Annotated in this window: 14 protein-coding genes and 1 pseudogene; 6 read left to right on the top strand and 9 right to left on the bottom strand. The window is 56.8% G+C overall.

Annotated features, from left to right (window positions below; translation table 11 throughout):
- Window positions 1-99 precede the first annotated feature (99 nt).
- Window positions 100-936: an SDR family oxidoreductase gene (locus NL64_RS14650; protein WP_034148783.1), complete on the bottom strand. Its 837-nt coding sequence runs from the start codon at window positions 934-936 to the stop codon at window positions 100-102.
- Between the two features lie 21 nt (window positions 937-957).
- Window positions 958-1,362, bottom strand: a complete 405-nt coding sequence (locus NL64_RS14645) for a (R)-mandelonitrile lyase (RefSeq protein WP_034148938.1) — start codon at window positions 1,360-1,362, stop codon at window positions 958-960.
- 233 nt (window positions 1,363-1,595) lie between these two features.
- Here NL64_RS14645 and NL64_RS14640 point away from each other — a divergent pair, with 233 nt between their 5' ends.
- From NL64_RS14640 to NL64_RS14635, 3 genes are all read left to right on the top strand, one after another.
- Window positions 1,596-2,507, top strand: coding sequence for a LysR family transcriptional regulator (locus NL64_RS14640; protein WP_034148782.1), 912 nt, complete (start codon window positions 1,596-1,598; stop codon window positions 2,505-2,507).
- Window positions 2,508-2,670: 163 nt separating this feature from the next.
- Window positions 2,671-2,889: a hypothetical protein gene (locus tag NL64_RS29630; RefSeq protein WP_080757979.1), complete on the top strand. Its 219-nt coding sequence runs from the start codon at window positions 2,671-2,673 to the stop codon at window positions 2,887-2,889.
- Window positions 2,890-3,017: 128 nt separating this feature from the next.
- Window positions 3,018-3,326 (top strand): hypothetical protein, encoded by a 309-nt coding sequence (locus NL64_RS14635; RefSeq protein WP_034148781.1) that lies wholly within the window; start codon window positions 3,018-3,020, stop codon window positions 3,324-3,326.
- Between the two features lie 125 nt (window positions 3,327-3,451).
- Here the strand turns inward: NL64_RS14635 and NL64_RS14630 are convergent, their stop codons facing one another.
- Window positions 3,452-4,006, bottom strand: coding sequence for a YdeI/OmpD-associated family protein (locus NL64_RS14630; RefSeq protein ID WP_034148780.1), 555 nt, complete (start codon window positions 4,004-4,006; stop codon window positions 3,452-3,454).
- Between the two features lie 417 nt (window positions 4,007-4,423).
- On the opposite strand from NL64_RS14630, the gene NL64_RS14625 reads away from it, so the two are divergent.
- Window positions 4,424-5,287 carry an MBL fold metallo-hydrolase gene (locus NL64_RS14625; protein ID WP_034148779.1) on the top strand — a complete coding sequence of 288 codons (864 nt, stop codon included), beginning with the start codon at window positions 4,424-4,426 and terminating at the stop codon, window positions 5,285-5,287.
- 25 nt (window positions 5,288-5,312) lie between these two features.
- Here NL64_RS14625 and NL64_RS14620 read toward each other — a convergent pair whose 3' ends face one another.
- The 3 genes from NL64_RS14620 to NL64_RS30145 all read right to left on the bottom strand — a co-directional run bounded on the left by NL64_RS14620 (window position 5,313) and on the right by NL64_RS30145 (window position 7,506).
- Window positions 5,313-5,990, bottom strand: coding sequence for a carboxymuconolactone decarboxylase family protein (locus tag NL64_RS14620; RefSeq protein WP_052321251.1), 678 nt, complete (start codon window positions 5,988-5,990; stop codon window positions 5,313-5,315).
- A 149-nt stretch (window positions 5,991-6,139) separates the two neighbouring features.
- Entirely contained in the window at window positions 6,140-7,351 is a 1,212-nt protein-coding gene (locus tag NL64_RS14615) for an MFS transporter (protein WP_052321250.1), read from the bottom strand.
- Window positions 7,348-7,506: a hypothetical protein gene (locus NL64_RS30145; protein WP_155292758.1), complete on the bottom strand. Its 159-nt coding sequence runs from the start codon at window positions 7,504-7,506 to the stop codon at window positions 7,348-7,350. The genes NL64_RS14615 and NL64_RS30145 overlap by 4 nt, the downstream gene beginning before the upstream one ends.
- Before the next feature lie 179 nt (window positions 7,507-7,685).
- On the opposite strand from NL64_RS30145, the gene NL64_RS14610 reads away from it, so the two are divergent.
- The gene (locus NL64_RS14610) at window positions 7,686-8,594 is read left to right on the top strand and encodes a LysR family transcriptional regulator (protein ID WP_034148778.1); all 909 of its coding nucleotides are present in this window, start codon (window positions 7,686-7,688) and stop codon (window positions 8,592-8,594) included.
- Window positions 8,595-8,689: 95 nt separating this feature from the next.
- Here NL64_RS14610 and NL64_RS14605 read toward each other — a convergent pair whose 3' ends face one another.
- Window positions 8,690-9,565: an autotransporter family protein gene (locus tag NL64_RS14605; protein WP_034148777.1), complete on the bottom strand. Its 876-nt coding sequence runs from the start codon at window positions 9,563-9,565 to the stop codon at window positions 8,690-8,692.
- Window positions 9,566-10,064: 499 nt separating this feature from the next.
- The gene (locus tag NL64_RS14600; protein WP_034148776.1) at window positions 10,065-11,561 is read right to left on the bottom strand and encodes a Fic family protein; all 1,497 of its coding nucleotides are present in this window, start codon (window positions 11,559-11,561) and stop codon (window positions 10,065-10,067) included.
- Window positions 11,562-12,065: 504 nt separating this feature from the next.
- Here NL64_RS14600 and NL64_RS14595 point away from each other — a divergent pair.
- A pseudogene (locus NL64_RS14595) lies at window positions 12,066-13,249 on the top strand (transposase).
- A 409-nt stretch (window positions 13,250-13,658) separates the two neighbouring features.
- On the opposite strand, the gene NL64_RS14590 reads toward NL64_RS14595, so the two are convergent.
- The gene (locus tag NL64_RS14590) at window positions 13,659-14,960 is read right to left on the bottom strand and encodes an MFS transporter (protein ID WP_034148775.1); all 1,302 of its coding nucleotides are present in this window, start codon (window positions 14,958-14,960) and stop codon (window positions 13,659-13,661) included.
- Window positions 14,961-14,968: the final 8 nt, after the last annotated feature.

Genomic DNA, 14,968 nt, shown 5'->3' with positions numbered 1-14,968 from the left:
AGCCTGGTGGCCAGACGTTTCTGCCAAACGGTGCTGTTAGCGCGTTGAGGAGGGGGGAAGCGGTTAGGGGCGGAACCGTTTTGATCGAAGGGCGGTGACTTACTGAGGCGCCAGGTCGCCATACCAGTAGGCAGCGGTGACGCCGCCATCCATGAGAAAGTCGCTGCCGGTGATGAAGGTGCCTTCAGGCCCCATCAATAACGCCGCGACTGCACCAACTTCATCAGGTGTACCGCAACGCCCGGCAGCGCTGAGACTGATCATGCGGCGGTAGCCTTCGCCACGCGGGCCGCTCAGTTCGTCTCTGGCCAGCGGGGTGAGGATGATGCCGGGGCTGATGGTGTTGACCCGTGCTCCGCGCTTGCCCCAACGCACGGCCTCGGCCATCACGCGAAGCGAATTGGCGCGTTTGGAGATCTGATAAGCGTTCAATGGCTCAGTCACCTTGTCGGCCTGAAGCATTGGTAGCGCCAGCAATTCCTCCACGGGGGTCGTGGCTAACGCTTTATTTTGCTCCGGCGTCAGTGCGGGCAAGCGGTGGCCGGATTGCGAAGCGATGACTATGGCTGAGCCACCCTCGGCGATCACGTTGCCAAACGCTTCCAGCACCAGTGCGGTGCCATAGAGGTCTACTCGCAGGATGGTTGCTACCGGCGCTTGTGACGGTGAAACACCTGCCGCGTGGATCACGCCGGTGATGTCACCGATGGCCGATGCCATTCGGACCAGTGCCTCGACCGATTCGCGCGAAGAAACGTCGACCACGGCTGTGGTGACTTCGAAGCCTGCGTCGAGCAGCACCTTGGCCGCTGAGTTGGCGTTCTCCTGGCGCAGGTCCGCCAGCACGACATGCTTACCCGCGCTGACACGGCGGGCAATCGCCTGACCAATTGAACCCGCCCCTATGACGACCGTGACTTTGCTGGTGCTTTGCATGAAGACCTCGTTTGAACTCGATTAAAACCCTGGGGCGTATTGTTCGTCGCTGACCTGTTCCATCCAGTCGACCACTTTGCCGTCCAGCACTTCGGCAATGGCGATATGAGTCATAGCAGTGGTGGCGGTTGCGCCATGCCAGTGTTTGACATTAGGTGGGATCCATACGGTGTCGCCCGGTTTGATTGAACGAACCGGTTGCCCCAGCTCCTGGACCAGGCCGGATCCTGCCGTGACGATCAAGGTCTGACCTAGCGGATGGGTATGCCAGGCCGTGCGAGCACCCGGTTCAAAGGTCACGGTGGCACCGCTGACACGAGCCTCTTTTGTCCCCTTGAAAGGCGCGTCGACACGTACAGTGCCAGTGAAGTAATCGGCTGGTCCCTTGGCAGAGGGTTGCGAGCCGTTCGGGTTAATGACGAGCATGGATTTGTCCCCCTCTGCGGTTGCATCAAAAGCGAGCAATGACAGCGACAACGCTGCGCACGCGAGATTTTTCATGACGGTTCCCTCAGGGCAATAGCCGTCACTGACGACTTGAATCGATTAATGGTGGAGCGAAAAGATGACTGGCTGGAAGCGAGATCTGAAATCTATCAGCTCCTCATTAATATGATTAGGCGCTAGAATCAGAAAATACATATGTGGGGAATTCATTAATGCTTAGGGAAAATGCCAGTGATCTGCTTGCCTTCCTCGCCGTCGCCAAGGAGCGAAGCTTTACCAAGGCCGCCGCCAGACTCGGGGTGTCCCAATCAGCGCTGAGCCATACGATTCGTGGCTTGGAAGCGCGGCTTGGCCTGCGTTTGTTGACGCGTACAACGCGCAGCGTTTCGCCCACCGAGGCAGGCGAGCGTCTGATGAGACGAGTGGGCCCCCACTTCGAAGAAATCGAAATAGAGCTGGCTGGCCTGAGTGATCTGCGCGATACCCCCGCTGGCAATATTCGTATCAACGCGATGGACCATGTGCTGGATCAGATCATTCGGCCCGTGCTCAAAGACTTCCTTCCCAAATATCCCGACATCTCGGTGGAAGTCTGTTGCGACTACAGCTTCGTCGACATCGCCGCACAGGGCTTTGATGCCGGGGTCAGGTTAGGCGAGGACGTGGGGGAGGGCATGATTGCCACGCGCATCGGGCCGGATATGCGAATGGCAGTGGTTGGATCTCCTGGCTACTTTGCCGAACGTGAAATACCCGCGACCCCTCGGGCGCTCACGGCTCACTTGTGCAACAACCTGCGGTTGCCAACGAATGGTGGCTTGTACGCCTGGGAGTTCGCCAAGGATGGCGAACGTCTCAAGGTTCGCGTGACTGGCCAAGTCACCTATAACGGCGTGTATCAGTTGTTAGAAGCGGCACTGGACGGTTTCGGGTTGAGCTACGTGCCCCATGACCTTGTCGAGCCTCATCTCAAAGCCGGAAGCCTGATTCAAGTGCTGGAAGACTGGTCGCCCTGGTTTTCCGGTTTTCATCTTTACTACCCGAGTCGGCGCCAGGCGTCGCCCGCGTTTGCGTTGCTGGTGGATGCTTTGCGTTACAAAAAACAATCCTTACCAACCTCCTGATGACTGCGGGTCAAGTTGACGAGTTTCGGACTCTGACAGGATGCAGACTTGGTCCGAGCGTTCGCTATTTACCGCCCGCTCATCTGCTCGGTCGCACAGTTTTCACCTACCAACTTCAAACAGATACGGCCCAGAAAAGCTGGACCTCACTGGTGAGGTGGGTATGTCTACCGATTCGAGTTTTCAAGACCAAACACAAGGTTCTGTTCCATCCAAGCCTGAGCCAGGCTCAGATGAGCCGACGCTGGATCCAGACGATCCGAATAAATACGATCCGTTGAAAAACCCAAGCGATGATCGTCCAGAAGACTGGAAAGAACCGGGTGAGAGGACTACACCAGAGGCAGATGAAATAACGCCGCTATCAGACGATATGCGATAGGAGAGAAAGCCCGGCCAGCAAGCCGGGTTTTTTGTGTTCGCCGTCTGTCCAATGGCAGGCACTTGCAGCGCACGACCGCTTCTCATGTTTAAGCACGGAAAACCCGCGCATTAGATCGGAGAGCCACCATGGAAATTGACGAAAACGCACCAGGCAATAAGTCGCAGCAGCGCGAAACACGCACCACGGACAACGAAACTGGCCACGACCCGAGCTGGAACCAGTACGAAGTTCCGTTACCGACCGACGATGAAGCGCCTGTCGATGCAGATATGGCTGATGTGGCTGCTACTGATTCGGTATCGAGTGAGCATCCAAAAACTGGTACGAACAGCCACGTCGATAACCCGGACAACGACCCACAGATGAACGACCAGGACGAAAACGATAAGGAGGCTCGCGGGATGCCTGCGAGTGACCCTGAATCAGGTGCCTGAATGAGTTCGGATGATTTCCGATGCCCGCGCAACGCGGGCTTTTTTACGCCTCGAACAATCAAGTTAAAAGGCCGGCTTGGTGGGTCCGGGTGAACGAGCCGAACGATTTGAACCTGATGCCCCATTTAAGAGTTATCCGCCTCGGGCGCACGGAAGGCCTTACTGTAGTAACCGGACTGGTCGAAACAGCAAACGTGCTTCTTGCCGGATGCGAGCATCTCGCAGGCATCACCGATGCGTTTTGTGCGGGTCTTGAGTTGCTTGGCTGAGGTAATCCAGTGAATCCAGTCTACTCGTGCGATGGTCGTCGTATTGTTCCAGACTTTACGTGCCTCAGGAGTGGCTGCCAGTGCCTCCTGAAAATCTGCCGGGATTTCAGGCTCGGGTTCCTTCTTCACAGGGGCTAGTTGCAGCGTAACGATGTCGCCAACAGCCGCGCCTGCGGCTTCGAGTAACTCTTTGCTGACCCGCAGCCAATGACTCAGCTGACCATCCGGCTCAAGGGTTGCCTGGAAGTGATGCGCATTGATTGTGCCTTCAACTGTCGTCCTGCCTCGCCTCGGAAGCCGTTCACTCGCGTCTCCTGGCAGTACCAGGAACGCCCACGACGTATCATTACCAGGCTTTGCCGGACGGAGAAGCTTTGCTTCGAATCGGGATTTCACATCGATTGTTGTCATTGCAACTCCTCCAACCAATACGCCTGAGGTCGACGCTACCTATTAGCCACTAGTCTGTCCAGCGGGTGCTTTTGGCCATCTGCACGCTGTCGAAGATGCTGTGAATATGATGCGGTGCGGATACCAGACAGACTTGCGCTCACTACTGCATGTAGGGGCGTCAATCAGCTTCGACCAGGAAAATTGGGCAGTCGCTTTTCGAAGAAAGTTGCTACCCCTTCTTCCAGCGTCGGCAGATTGAGCAACAAACTGGGTTTTCCAGCCGCTACGAAGCCATCATCGTCGCCCGAAACGTGGATGATCCGACCCACTCCACGCGGGTGGGTTAATGACGGGTGGCCATGGCTTAACCTGAAACCCTGATTCGAGGCCTCGTGCACAGTGTGCGGGGCCGTCAGGAACAAGGGGTTAAGCGTCGTGAGTCGTACCATTTCCACTCTGGCAGGAACCCGCCGCAAACTGGACGGCGGCGTTCTGTTCGGCCATACACCGCGGCAGAAATGGTCGCAATGGATGACGCCGGACCTGGACAATCGGGTCGACATTGCGTCACGGGCATTGCTGGTGCAACAGGATGGAAAAAACATCCTCGTGCTGGCCGGTGCCGATGCGCTGCTGGCGCCGATACCCCGTGTCTGCCGCTGCCAGCCATCCGTTTCAGGGTTGCTGGAAAGCCTGGCACAGCATGGCTTGGGCGAAGACGATATCGATGCGGTGGTGCTGACCCATCTGCATGCACCGCTGTCCGAGGAGTTGCTTGAACGGGTCAGGGAAGGGGAGATGCCACGGCTGCTGTTTCGCAAAGCGCATTACCTGGTGGGCGAACGTCACTGGGTGCGAGCACGCCACCCGCATCCACGTGATCGAGAGCTGTTCATCTCGCCGCTCTTGCATCGCCTGGAAAACAGCGGGCGCCTGATCCTGATCGATGGCCATAGCTGCGACCGTCTCGGAAACGGCTGGCATTTTCATTTCAGCGACGGCTATACACCGGGGCAACTGTTGCCGGAAATCCTGCTGCCCGGCGGGCCTGTGGTGTTTGTCGGCGACCTGATCCCGGGAACGCACTGGCTGAGCCTGAACGTCAACAGCGCCTATGACCGCAATCCCGAATGCGTGGCCGGGGACAAGGAGCGCCTGCTCGATCATCTGGTGGCGATGCGCGGGCGCTTGTTCTTTTCCCTGGACCCGGACATCGCCATGGTCAAAGTCATGCGTGACCGGCAATCACGCTATGTTCCCTTTGATCCGTACACCTCGCTCAAACGTTTCGATAACTGAGCGTTGGGTAGAGGTCTCAGCCCGTTTATATCTGAACTCGTCGATATCCCGTCGCCATCGGTGGCCTGGTCAGCCTCTGATTTTTTTCCAAGGCCGAAACAATGCGCTCAGCCGCCTCTTGGTCACCACGGTGTTTGAATTCGCTGGCCACTTGGTTCAACTGCTGCGCCGTGAGACCAACATTCATGCTGATCCTCAGGTGCGACTCCAGCTGCGGCGCTAACCCTGGCATCGCGGCGAGTGCCCCAACAGTGGCCAATTCCCGAGCAGCCCAATCGAGGTTGTCCCGGGCGAAGATATCGCCGAACAGATGAACCTTCAGAAACTGGTCAATCGCAGGGGCGAACTCAAACAGCGGCCCTGAGACCGGCGCACCCACCAGACGGGTTTGATTGTCGGTGCCCAGCTCGAGCAAAGCATGGCCCGACGGTACAGGGCCGGGTTCGCGTCCCGGTTCGTCGTGAGCGCCGCGTGCTTCGCGCTCTTGCAACACGCTCATCAGTAGCGCAAGTGCATTGAGGCTGCGCGGGAAACCGGCATACGCATAAAGCTGAACGAGGATTTCCTTGCACTCACTAATCGTCAGACCGGCATCGAGACCGCGATTGAGCGCATCGCGCAAACGGGGCATATCGCCGGTCGCCATGCTGGCGCCGATAGGGGCGACAGTCAGTTGTTTTGCAGTCAGGGTTTGTTCAGTCACTCTCGTTGTCTCCGAATTGTGTGGGGTACTGGGTAAATCGGCAGGCCTTGTAGGAGCTGCCGCAGGCTGCGATCTTTTGATCTTGATTTTAAGAAACAAAATCAAAAGATCGCAGCCTCCGGCAGCTCCTACAGGGGGATACCAAGGGATTACTGGGAGTGCGGCACCGACGAACGTGAGGTCAGAAAGGTCAGCAGAGCGGCGAGCATCAGCATCGCGGCGCTGGCGATAAAGGTGCTCTGGTAGCCGAGAGCGTCAAACAGTACGCCACCGACGGTAGAACCCACTGCGATAGCCAATTGAACAATCGCCACCATCAGGCCGCCGCCTGCCTCGGCGTGATCCGGCAAGGCCTGCGCAATCCAACTCCACCAGCCCACGGGCGCTGCCGTCGCAATAAAGCCCCATAGTCCGAGCAATACCGCTACAGGGATAACCCAGGTGCCAGCAGGAATCAGCGCTAACGCAATAACCGCCATCAGCAGCGAGATGGTACTCAAGGTGCCGTAGAGGCTGCGCTTGAGGACTAAACCGATCAGCGTTGTGCCGCAAAAGCCAGCTACGCCTATGACCAATAGCAGCAGGGAAAGAATCGGCACGTTGACCTGGGTGACGGTTTCCAGAAACGGGCGCAGGTAGGTAAACAGCGCAAATTGGCCCATGAAAAACAAGCCAGCGGCGGCCATGCCTAGCGCCACTGTGCGATTTTTCAGCAGATTGAAAACATTGCCAGCACCCGGCGAACGCTTCTGCGTTGCCATGCTTGGCAAGGTAATCCATTGCCAAACCAGCGCAATTAGCGCCACCGGAACCAGGCACAGGAACGCACCGCGCCACCCCACAACTGAGCCCAGATAACTGCCCAGCGGCGCTGCCACCACCGTCGCCAGGGCGTTGCCGCCGTTAAAAACGGCCAGCGCCCTTGGCACCTGTGCAGCAGGTACCAGGCGCATCGCTGTGGCTGCCGACATCGACCAAAATCCGCCAATCACTACGCCGATCAGGGCTCGCCCAGCCATGTAGATCAGGTAGTTCGGGGCAAGCGCCACAATGGTGCCCGATACGGCCATCAAACCGGTCAGGGCCAGCAACAGGGTCTTTCTGTTCAGGGTGCCGGCGATCCAGCTGATCGACAGGCTGGCCAACACCGCAAACGCGCCAGATATGGCCAGGCCCTGGCCCGCCAGGCCTTGGCTGACCTGCAGGTCGTTTGCCAAGGGTGTCAGCAGGCTGACTGGCATGAACTCCGAGGCAATCAGCGCGAATACGCAGAGTGTCATCGCATAAACACCTCCCCAATGACCGGTAGGCGTAGCTGTCTCGCTCAAGGCGCTGGCTCGCAGGTGGATTTCAGCGGTCATTGCAGGTGTTCCTGAAAGAACCGGGTCAGCTTGGCGAAAGGAATCAGGTCGACGCGATCGTACAGATCGACATGGCCTGCACCGTTCGACATATCGGCGCCTGACACGGTGAATGAACTGAATAGAAATCCGAGCATTACTAGAAGTTTTTTCATGGGGCGTCCTGTTTTGGGAAAGCTAGAGGTGACGCAGGCAGTTAGCGCGAAGATCGTCTCTCTTCATGGCGAGAGACTGGGATGCGGGGTAGTGTTACGCAATAACGAGATTTTGATTAGCTAATGAATGCTTAATGCGGATATAACCCTAGCTAATCAATCAATCGAGCGTGCTCGCTATGGCCAAACCCAATTTCAATGATTTGCTGGCTTTCGTGACCGTGGCGCGGGTGGGCAGCTTTACCCGCGCGGCGGTACAGCTTGGGGTGACGCAATCGGCAGTCAGCCAGGTGGTGTCCGCGCTGGAAGCTCGTTTGAAAATTCGCTTGCTCACCCGCACCACGCGCAGCGTATCGCTGACGGCGGCGGGCGAGCGATTGCTGGAAGCGGTGGGCCGTCGCTTCGATGAAATCGAGGCCGAAGTGGAAGCGTTGACCGAGCTGCGCGATAAACCGGCCGGGACGGTACGCATCACCTGCGGCGACAATGTCATCAAGACAACGCTACTGCCCAAGTTGACACCGCTGTTGCAGATGTACCCGGATATCAAGCTGGAATTCGATATCAACTATGGCTTTCGCGATATCGTCGCCGACCGCTTCGATGCCGGCGTTCGCTTCAGCGACACGGTCGCCCAGGACATGATCGCCGTGCCCATTGGCCCGCCTATACGAATGGCCGTCGTTGCTGCGCCAGGCTATTTCGCGAAAAACCCCGCCCCGGAACACCCTCGCGATCTGGCAGCACACCGCTGTATCGATATCCGTTTTCCCACCTATGACGGCGTGGATGCCTGGGAATTCGAACGTCTGGGCAAGAAGGTTAAAGTTCGTGTAGACGGCCAGTTGGTATTCAACTCCACCACCCATATCGCCGATGCTGCGGTCGGTGGCCTGGGCATCGCGTATCTGCCCGAGGACGAGTTTGCCCCGGAACTCGCCGACGGGCGGCTTATCCGGGTACTGGAGGACTGGTGTGAACCCTTCGGCGGTTTTCATCTGTATTACCCCAGCCGCCGACAACCCTCCCAGGCGTTTTCGCTGGTAGTTGATGCGTTGCGGGTTGATCGTTTGCCACCGACCGATTGAATCCACCGCCAAAAGAGGACATCCGAGATGCCCCCTTTGGCCAAGAGCTGACTCTGCTGATCAAGCTATTGCATCAACCCCCGAATGCACAGCCTCTAAAAGTTGATTTTGAAGCCCAGCATCGCGTCGTACCCATGGCTATCCCCGTCGAACCCCTGGCGGTAACCCGCCGAAGCGGTAAACGTAGTGCGACGGTTGGCCTGGTAATCCACCCCAACATTCACCTCGCCCCAGGTGCCCTGGATGTCGGCTTCGAACGGGACGTAACCCGACTCAGAGGAAAACTCGGTCTTCGGTTGCCCTTTGAACTCATGCCAGACACTGGGACGAACCCATGCGTTGGTGCGCCGTTCACTCTTGTCGACGCCCTCGGTTTCCCAGTCTTTGGCGATGCGCACGCCGAGCCGTCCGATCAGCGATTCCACATCCTTGAAACGAATGTTGGCGCCGACGTCGTCACTGCTGTCCAGGTCGACGTAGCTGTAGATGGCCTGCAACTGCGGTTCGACATACCAGTCCTTGTCGAACTCGTAGGGGTAACCGTTTTCCAGTGAGGCGGTGTAGCCCCAACCGCGGGTTTTCAGTTTGGCCAGGTCGTTGGGTTTGGCCTCGATATCGAAGCGGTTGACCTGCAGCACGCCGTCCAGATACCAGCGGGAAGGGCCGAAGTGCGTCCAGTACGCGCCCACACCGTAAGCGCGCAAGGTGTCTTCACCGGCGGGACGGCGGGTGTAGTGGCTGACGCCAGCGTCGATGGTGCCGGCCGATAGCGACACACCGGCCTGTTCATGACTGCCATCGGCCCTGACTTTACGGTAGAGGTCGGTGCCGACCTGAAAGGCGGTCAGGTCGTAGTTGTATTCGGGGGTGTTGCCCAAGGCGTTCTTGCGATCGCCGTCCTGTTTGCCGCTGCGATAGATAACCCTTCCATCGAGCTGACATACCCCGGCAGGGCGGGTCATGCAGCTCATGTCAAACGATCCTGTTGAAAACAGTCGACCATGGTTTGCGTATCGGAAAAGTACGCGCCTGAGCGCGAAATTTTTACTTTTTGGTAGAGGCTTCTGGACTCGGATTTCACGAAGCAGCGTGCAAAAAAGGCGTTTTCACCAGTCAATGACCAAGCAGTTTGGGTCGTTTGCAGCCCTTTGCGACAGGCAGAAATCGGCCGATTCTGTTGAAAAAGTAGATCTCCTGCCTAGCCTGCTTGAGCTATGAAATAAAGTCTGTCGGGAATAAATGGAGTCTGTCGCAGGCTGCTGATTGCTTTGATCAGCGCCTGTTACAGGCTTGAGGTATTCCAGTGTTGGCCACGTGGGTGAACGACCGCACGCTTTGGGCCCTTTCAAAGCTGAGGAGCTTGAAAGGTTGGGCCGCCTAATAGCTAGTGGAGATGGCGGGACTGAGATGGACATGGCTTCACCCAAGGGATCTGCCAGCGGTCATTCAACCGCCCCGGTCGCTAGACTATTAGTCGTCGGGCTCTGCGTAGGCTTCTGCCAAAAGGGCCTGGGCGTGACCTTCTAGGAAGTCGAAAACCTCCTCTTGGATATACCCGTTGTATTGCTTCCGCCGGCCCTTTGATACGACCCCATTCTGGTCTAAGCACTGCATTATCAGCTTGCTCAAGAGGCTGCCGCGCACGTCGTAGTTGTCATTAACCACCTTGAGCAACGTGTCGTATCGTTGCAGATACTCGGTTTCTTCCCTCAGTTCAATTTCCAATGCCCGCTTGGCCATTTCCAGCGTGAAGGCCACACATTCAGTCGCATCCCAGTAGCGATAGAGGCTTGGGTCGCCGGTGAAGTTAAGCGACATGTTGTCGGCATCGATCCAACGAACGTCCCAGAATTGCCGGGCAGGTTTCGAGAAGGTCTGCAGAGCTTCAAGGTAGCGTTGCTCCTCTCGCTTCATGGCAACGGAGACAGGGAGTAACAAACCGTTCTCCAGCGCACCGCTGCAGCACAATGCCTGGTGTATCAAGAAGCGCGACAGTCGGCCATTCCCATCCATGAAGGGATGCAAGAACACGAACCCGAATGAGGCAATGCCGGCGGCCACCAGCGGGTCAAGCTCCAACGGTGCACGGTTTGCGAAGGCCATGAGTTCGAACATCAGATCCCGGCAAAGGTCTGGAGGTGGGGGGATATAGGTGACCCCTGCCGCTCCTCGAAAGGAGTTGGTCAGGTGGTTTTGTTCATGCCGGAAGGCCACCGCCCATTCAAGCGGTTGGGAAATTGCATTGTTTTGCAGAGAGACCAAGTAGTCTTCGGTAAGCGGCTGGCGGTCATGTGCCTGGCGCAGCAACTGAACGAAACGCTCTGACTTCTGCTGGCTTGGTGCTTCCTTTTCAATCGCAAATGAGGAATCTGTCTCGCTCAGGTACGCCCAGTTGATGGCGCGATCCATCATTTCCTTAGGCAAGGAAGCAATGAACTCTTTCGAACGCCCTAGAATGTCGTATTCAAGCAGGGCTTGGACCTCAGGCGTGCGCTCTACCGTCGCGCAATATTGGAGTGTCCCCAGCCCGTTGAAGTCCACGCGCCAGCGGTTGTTTCGCACCGATGGGCCAGTGATGTACCGCTCTGGATCAAAAAGGAGGACGCCGGGGCCCCGAGGCTTATCCGTGTAGTCCAGTAAAGCGCCGGAGTAGACTTCCCAGAGGAAGCAGACTTTGCGCATATAGCCACTGCTGGGAGATTGGGTTATGGCCTCGACAAGGAGTTGACCTTCAATGCGAGGCAGAGCCTGCGCCAAAATAGAGAGATTGACGCCCTCATGTTTGAGCGCAAAGATGATGTGGGCGAGAAAATCCCCAGCCTCCGGTGCAACCGCTTGCGGCACTGCAAGCGCGCCGTTGATCCGCTCAATGCGGGTGACGGGTTGAACGAGTGCCGGCGTCTTTACCCCGATAGCCTTCAGCCCCATCGCATTGATCAAATGGGCGTAACCCACTAGATTTCCCATTTTTTCCCCTGTCGTTGGCTAGATTTTTTTAACCGAGCCAAGATTTTCTTAAAATACGCGCCGAACACTCAGAAAATATTAACCGAAAATGGCTGCGTAACCACTATTTTTGGGCTTTCTGATTTTCGGCGCGCCGGGAATCTGTGTAGTGGTCATCGTGTGTTGTTCTGTTGGCTGTATTACGGCCCCGGACTCTCAGCGTGGCAGCCTGAAGGTAGGCTCATCAGCGAAACCAGAGCCAGGGACGTGTTTTGTTTCGCGTCCTCCCAGGCCCAATTCTCGGCTGCTCGGCTGAGCAACTTGCACAGGGTTGATGTGCACAACCTAAGTGTCGGAGCATTGGAAAACTATTTTTAACCAATAGCTTGGCATGTCCCCGACAGACTTTATTTCTGATTAGCCCGCTGACTAGTCCCTGAAATTGCTGAGCACAATCCGACAGACTTTATTCCGTAGGATCACTGCGGCAAAATCAGGTCATCGGCCAGCGGGGAGATTCGCAGCATGATGGGACAATTGTCGAGTGGGCAAGAGAGACTGTTTTACTCGTTCAACATTGAAGATCACATCCCAGCCAATCACCTCCTGCGCAACATTGATCGGTGCCTCGATCTAAGCGATCTACGCCATTATCTCGCCGACTTTTATAGCCCAATCGGGCGTCCTTCGATTGATCCTGAACTGATGATTCGCGTGCTGATCGTGGGCTACTGCTACGGCATTCGCTCCGAACGCAGGTTGTGCGAAGAGGCTCATTTGAACCTGGCATATCGCTGGTTCTGTCGGTTGAGCCTCGAAGACGAAGTCCCCAATCACTCTACGTTTTCCAAGAATCGGCACGGTCGTTTTCGCGACAGCTCCTTGTTTCGCTGGCTGTTCAACGAAGTGCTGCGTCGCTGCATGGACGCAGGTCTGGTCAAGGGCGAAGGTTTTGCTGTGGACGCCAGCATCATCAAGGCGGACGCCAGTCGGCAACGTGGCGTACCCGGAAATGAAGAGATCAACTGGAGCGATCCGTCGAACCGACGCCAGCTCATCGAACCGCCGAGGTCGAGAGCACCAAGACCATGATTGAGCGGGTCGAAGAGCACTTCGATATCAAGCCGGATCGGCTCATCGGCGATACCGCTTATGGAACCGCACAGATGTTGGCCTGGATGGTCGACGAAAAAGACATCGAGCCGCATGTGCCGGTTTGGGACAAAACCGAGCGTAAGAACGAGAGCTTCTCGATCAGTGATTTTCAATGGAATGAAGAAGTGCATGAATATCGTTGCCCCACGGGGCACGCCCTGCGTAGCGAGTGGCGGGCCTTCAAGAACCAGCGCTCACATATCACGAAAGCCGACACCATCATCTTTCGATCCCGGCAAACAGACTGCTCTAAATGCTCGATGAAAGAGCGCTGCTGTCCAAACACCTCGTTCCGAAAAATCGCCCGTAGCGTCCATGAGGCGGCACGCAATGTTGCTCGGCGAATTGCCGCAACACCGCAATACGAGTGCTCTCGCCATGAGCGCAAAAAGGTCGAAATGTTGTTCGCTCACCTCAAACGAATCCTGAAGCTGGATCGATTAAGGCTACGAGGAATGACCGGTGCAAACGACGAATTTACCTTGGCCGCTGCGGTACAGAATTTAAGAAGACTGGCAAAACTGACCTCACAAGGGCCGCCGGCCACGGGATAGGTACGCCCGGAATCAGCAAAAACCCTCAAATTAACCCACTGACCAAGCTGCAAAGATCAACGCAGAACCCAAAAACCACCCAGCGTGGTGAACAGATTCTGAAGTGACGGCCAACCCTAATGTCTTCCAGTCTGAAATTTCGACTTTTTCAACAGAATCGGCCAGAAGCGGACATTCAGGAAAGCCTATTTTTGGCCGGTTGCTGCCTGTCGCGGAGGGCTGCTTCCGACTCATAGCAGCCGGTCGTGGGCCATACGAATAAGCGCAAGTTAGATCTCGTACTACGATGATGTTAAATCGACCGTCTCTTGCGCTTTTGGAAAAGCCGCATCCCTGCTTCCGGCCCTTGATCGAGTGGAATCGTGGGCCACGTATTGAGAAATCATTCGAAAAATCTGTGATCAAGGAACTAAACGGTTCTGACTGCCAAAGATTTTTGCCGACGATACAGAATCGTCGTCGCCGTGAACCCGCACACCGCCGCGAACATCAGCCAGTAGGCAGGTGATGCCTTGTCGCCCGTGGCCTGGACAAGCAGCGTCGAGATTGCCGGGGTAAACCCGCCAAACACCGCGGTGGCCAAACTGAAGGCCAGTGAAAACCCGACTACCCGCACATTCTGTGGCATGACTTCGGTCAGTGCCGCGACCATGGCGCCGTTGTAAATGCCAAAGAAGAACGAGAAGTACAGCAGAACAGCGAGCAGTCGTTCGAAACTCGCCGCCTCTGCCAGCCAGTGCATGGCGGGATAGGCGGTGAAGATGCACAGCAACGATATCGCCAGCAACAGTGGCCGACGGCCAATGCGGTCGGAGAGGGCGCCGCCGATAGGCAACCAGATAAAGTTACTGATGCCGACCAGCAGTGTGACTGCCAGACTGTCGGTGGTGCTCAGGTTCAGTACTGTCCTGCCAAACGTCGGTGTGTAGACCGTAATCAGGTAGAACGTGGTGGTGGTCATGGACGCCAGCAAGCCGCCCGCCAGGACGGTGCGCCAATTGTCACGCATCGAGCGAAAAACTTCGCGAGTGGTTGGACGATGGCTGCGAGCAGTGAAGGCAGCGGTTTCTTCAAGTGAGCGGCGAATAATGAAAATGAACGGGATGATCACGCAGCCAATGAAGAACGGAATACGCCAGCCCCAATCGGCGATTTCAGCGGCTTGCATCGTGGCATTGATCGTGTAGCCCAATGCGGCCGCGACGACGATCGCCACCTGTTGGCTGGCCGATTGCCAACTGGTGTAGAAACCGGTGTGACCGGGGGTGGAAATTTCCGCCAGATACACGGAAACACCGCCCATTTCCGCGCCGGCGGAGAAGCCCTGGAGCAGCCTGCCCAACAACACCAGAATCGGTGCCGCCACGCCGATGGTGGCATAGCCCGGCACCAGGGCGATCAATACGGTACCGGCGGCCATGATCGACAGCGTCACGATCAGCCCCATGCGACGGCCCACCTTGTCGATGTACGCCCCCAGCACAATGGCGCCTAACGGACGCATCAGGAATCCGGAGCCGAAAACCGCGAAGGTCATCATCAGCGAGGCAAACTCGCTGGTGGCTGGAAAGAAGGTCTGGGAGATGTAGGTCGCATAGAACCCGAACAGAAAGAAGTCGAACTGCTCGAGAAAGTTACCGCTGGTGACCCGCAAAATGGCGCCCAATTTGGACCCCTTGGCTCGGGTTGTTGCCGTTTTTGTTTTCATCATGGCTACCG

Origin of the sequence: Pseudomonas fluorescens, from assembly GCF_000802965.1 — a bacterium.
Taxonomy (GTDB): domain Bacteria; phylum Pseudomonadota; class Gammaproteobacteria; order Pseudomonadales; family Pseudomonadaceae; genus Aquipseudomonas; species Aquipseudomonas fluorescens_A.
This window is presented reverse-complemented; position numbering and strand designations above follow the sequence as displayed.

Excerpts from the sequence above, each read along its gene's own strand:
- NL64_RS14650 (WP_034148783.1), bottom strand. The coding sequence starts at position 936 with ATGCAAAGCACCAGCAAAGTCACGGTCGTCATAGGGGCGGGTTCAATT.
- NL64_RS14645 (WP_034148938.1), bottom strand. The coding sequence starts at position 1,362 with ATGCTCGTCATTAACCCGAACGGCTCGCAACCCTCTGCCAAGGGACCA.
- NL64_RS14640 (WP_034148782.1), top strand. The coding sequence starts at position 1,596 with ATGCTTAGGGAAAATGCCAGTGATCTGCTTGCCTTCCTCGCCGTCGCC.
- NL64_RS29630 (WP_080757979.1), top strand. The coding sequence starts at position 2,671 with ATGTCTACCGATTCGAGTTTTCAAGACCAAACACAAGGTTCTGTTCCA.
- NL64_RS14635 (WP_034148781.1), top strand. The coding sequence starts at position 3,018 with ATGGAAATTGACGAAAACGCACCAGGCAATAAGTCGCAGCAGCGCGAA.
- NL64_RS14630 (WP_034148780.1), bottom strand. The coding sequence starts at position 4,006 with ATGACAACAATCGATGTGAAATCCCGATTCGAAGCAAAGCTTCTCCGT.
- NL64_RS14615 (WP_052321250.1), bottom strand. The coding sequence starts at position 7,351 with ATGACCGCTGAAATCCACCTGCGAGCCAGCGCCTTGAGCGAGACAGCT.
- NL64_RS30145 (WP_155292758.1), bottom strand. The coding sequence starts at position 7,506 with ATGAAAAAACTTCTAGTAATGCTCGGATTTCTATTCAGTTCATTCACC.
- NL64_RS14610 (WP_034148778.1), top strand. The coding sequence starts at position 7,686 with ATGGCCAAACCCAATTTCAATGATTTGCTGGCTTTCGTGACCGTGGCG.
- NL64_RS14605 (WP_034148777.1), bottom strand. The coding sequence starts at position 9,565 with ATGAGCTGCATGACCCGCCCTGCCGGGGTATGTCAGCTCGATGGAAGG.
- NL64_RS14600 (WP_034148776.1), bottom strand. The coding sequence starts at position 11,561 with ATGGGAAATCTAGTGGGTTACGCCCATTTGATCAATGCGATGGGGCTG.
- NL64_RS14590 (WP_034148775.1), bottom strand. The coding sequence starts at position 14,960 with ATGATGAAAACAAAAACGGCAACAACCCGAGCCAAGGGGTCCAAATTG.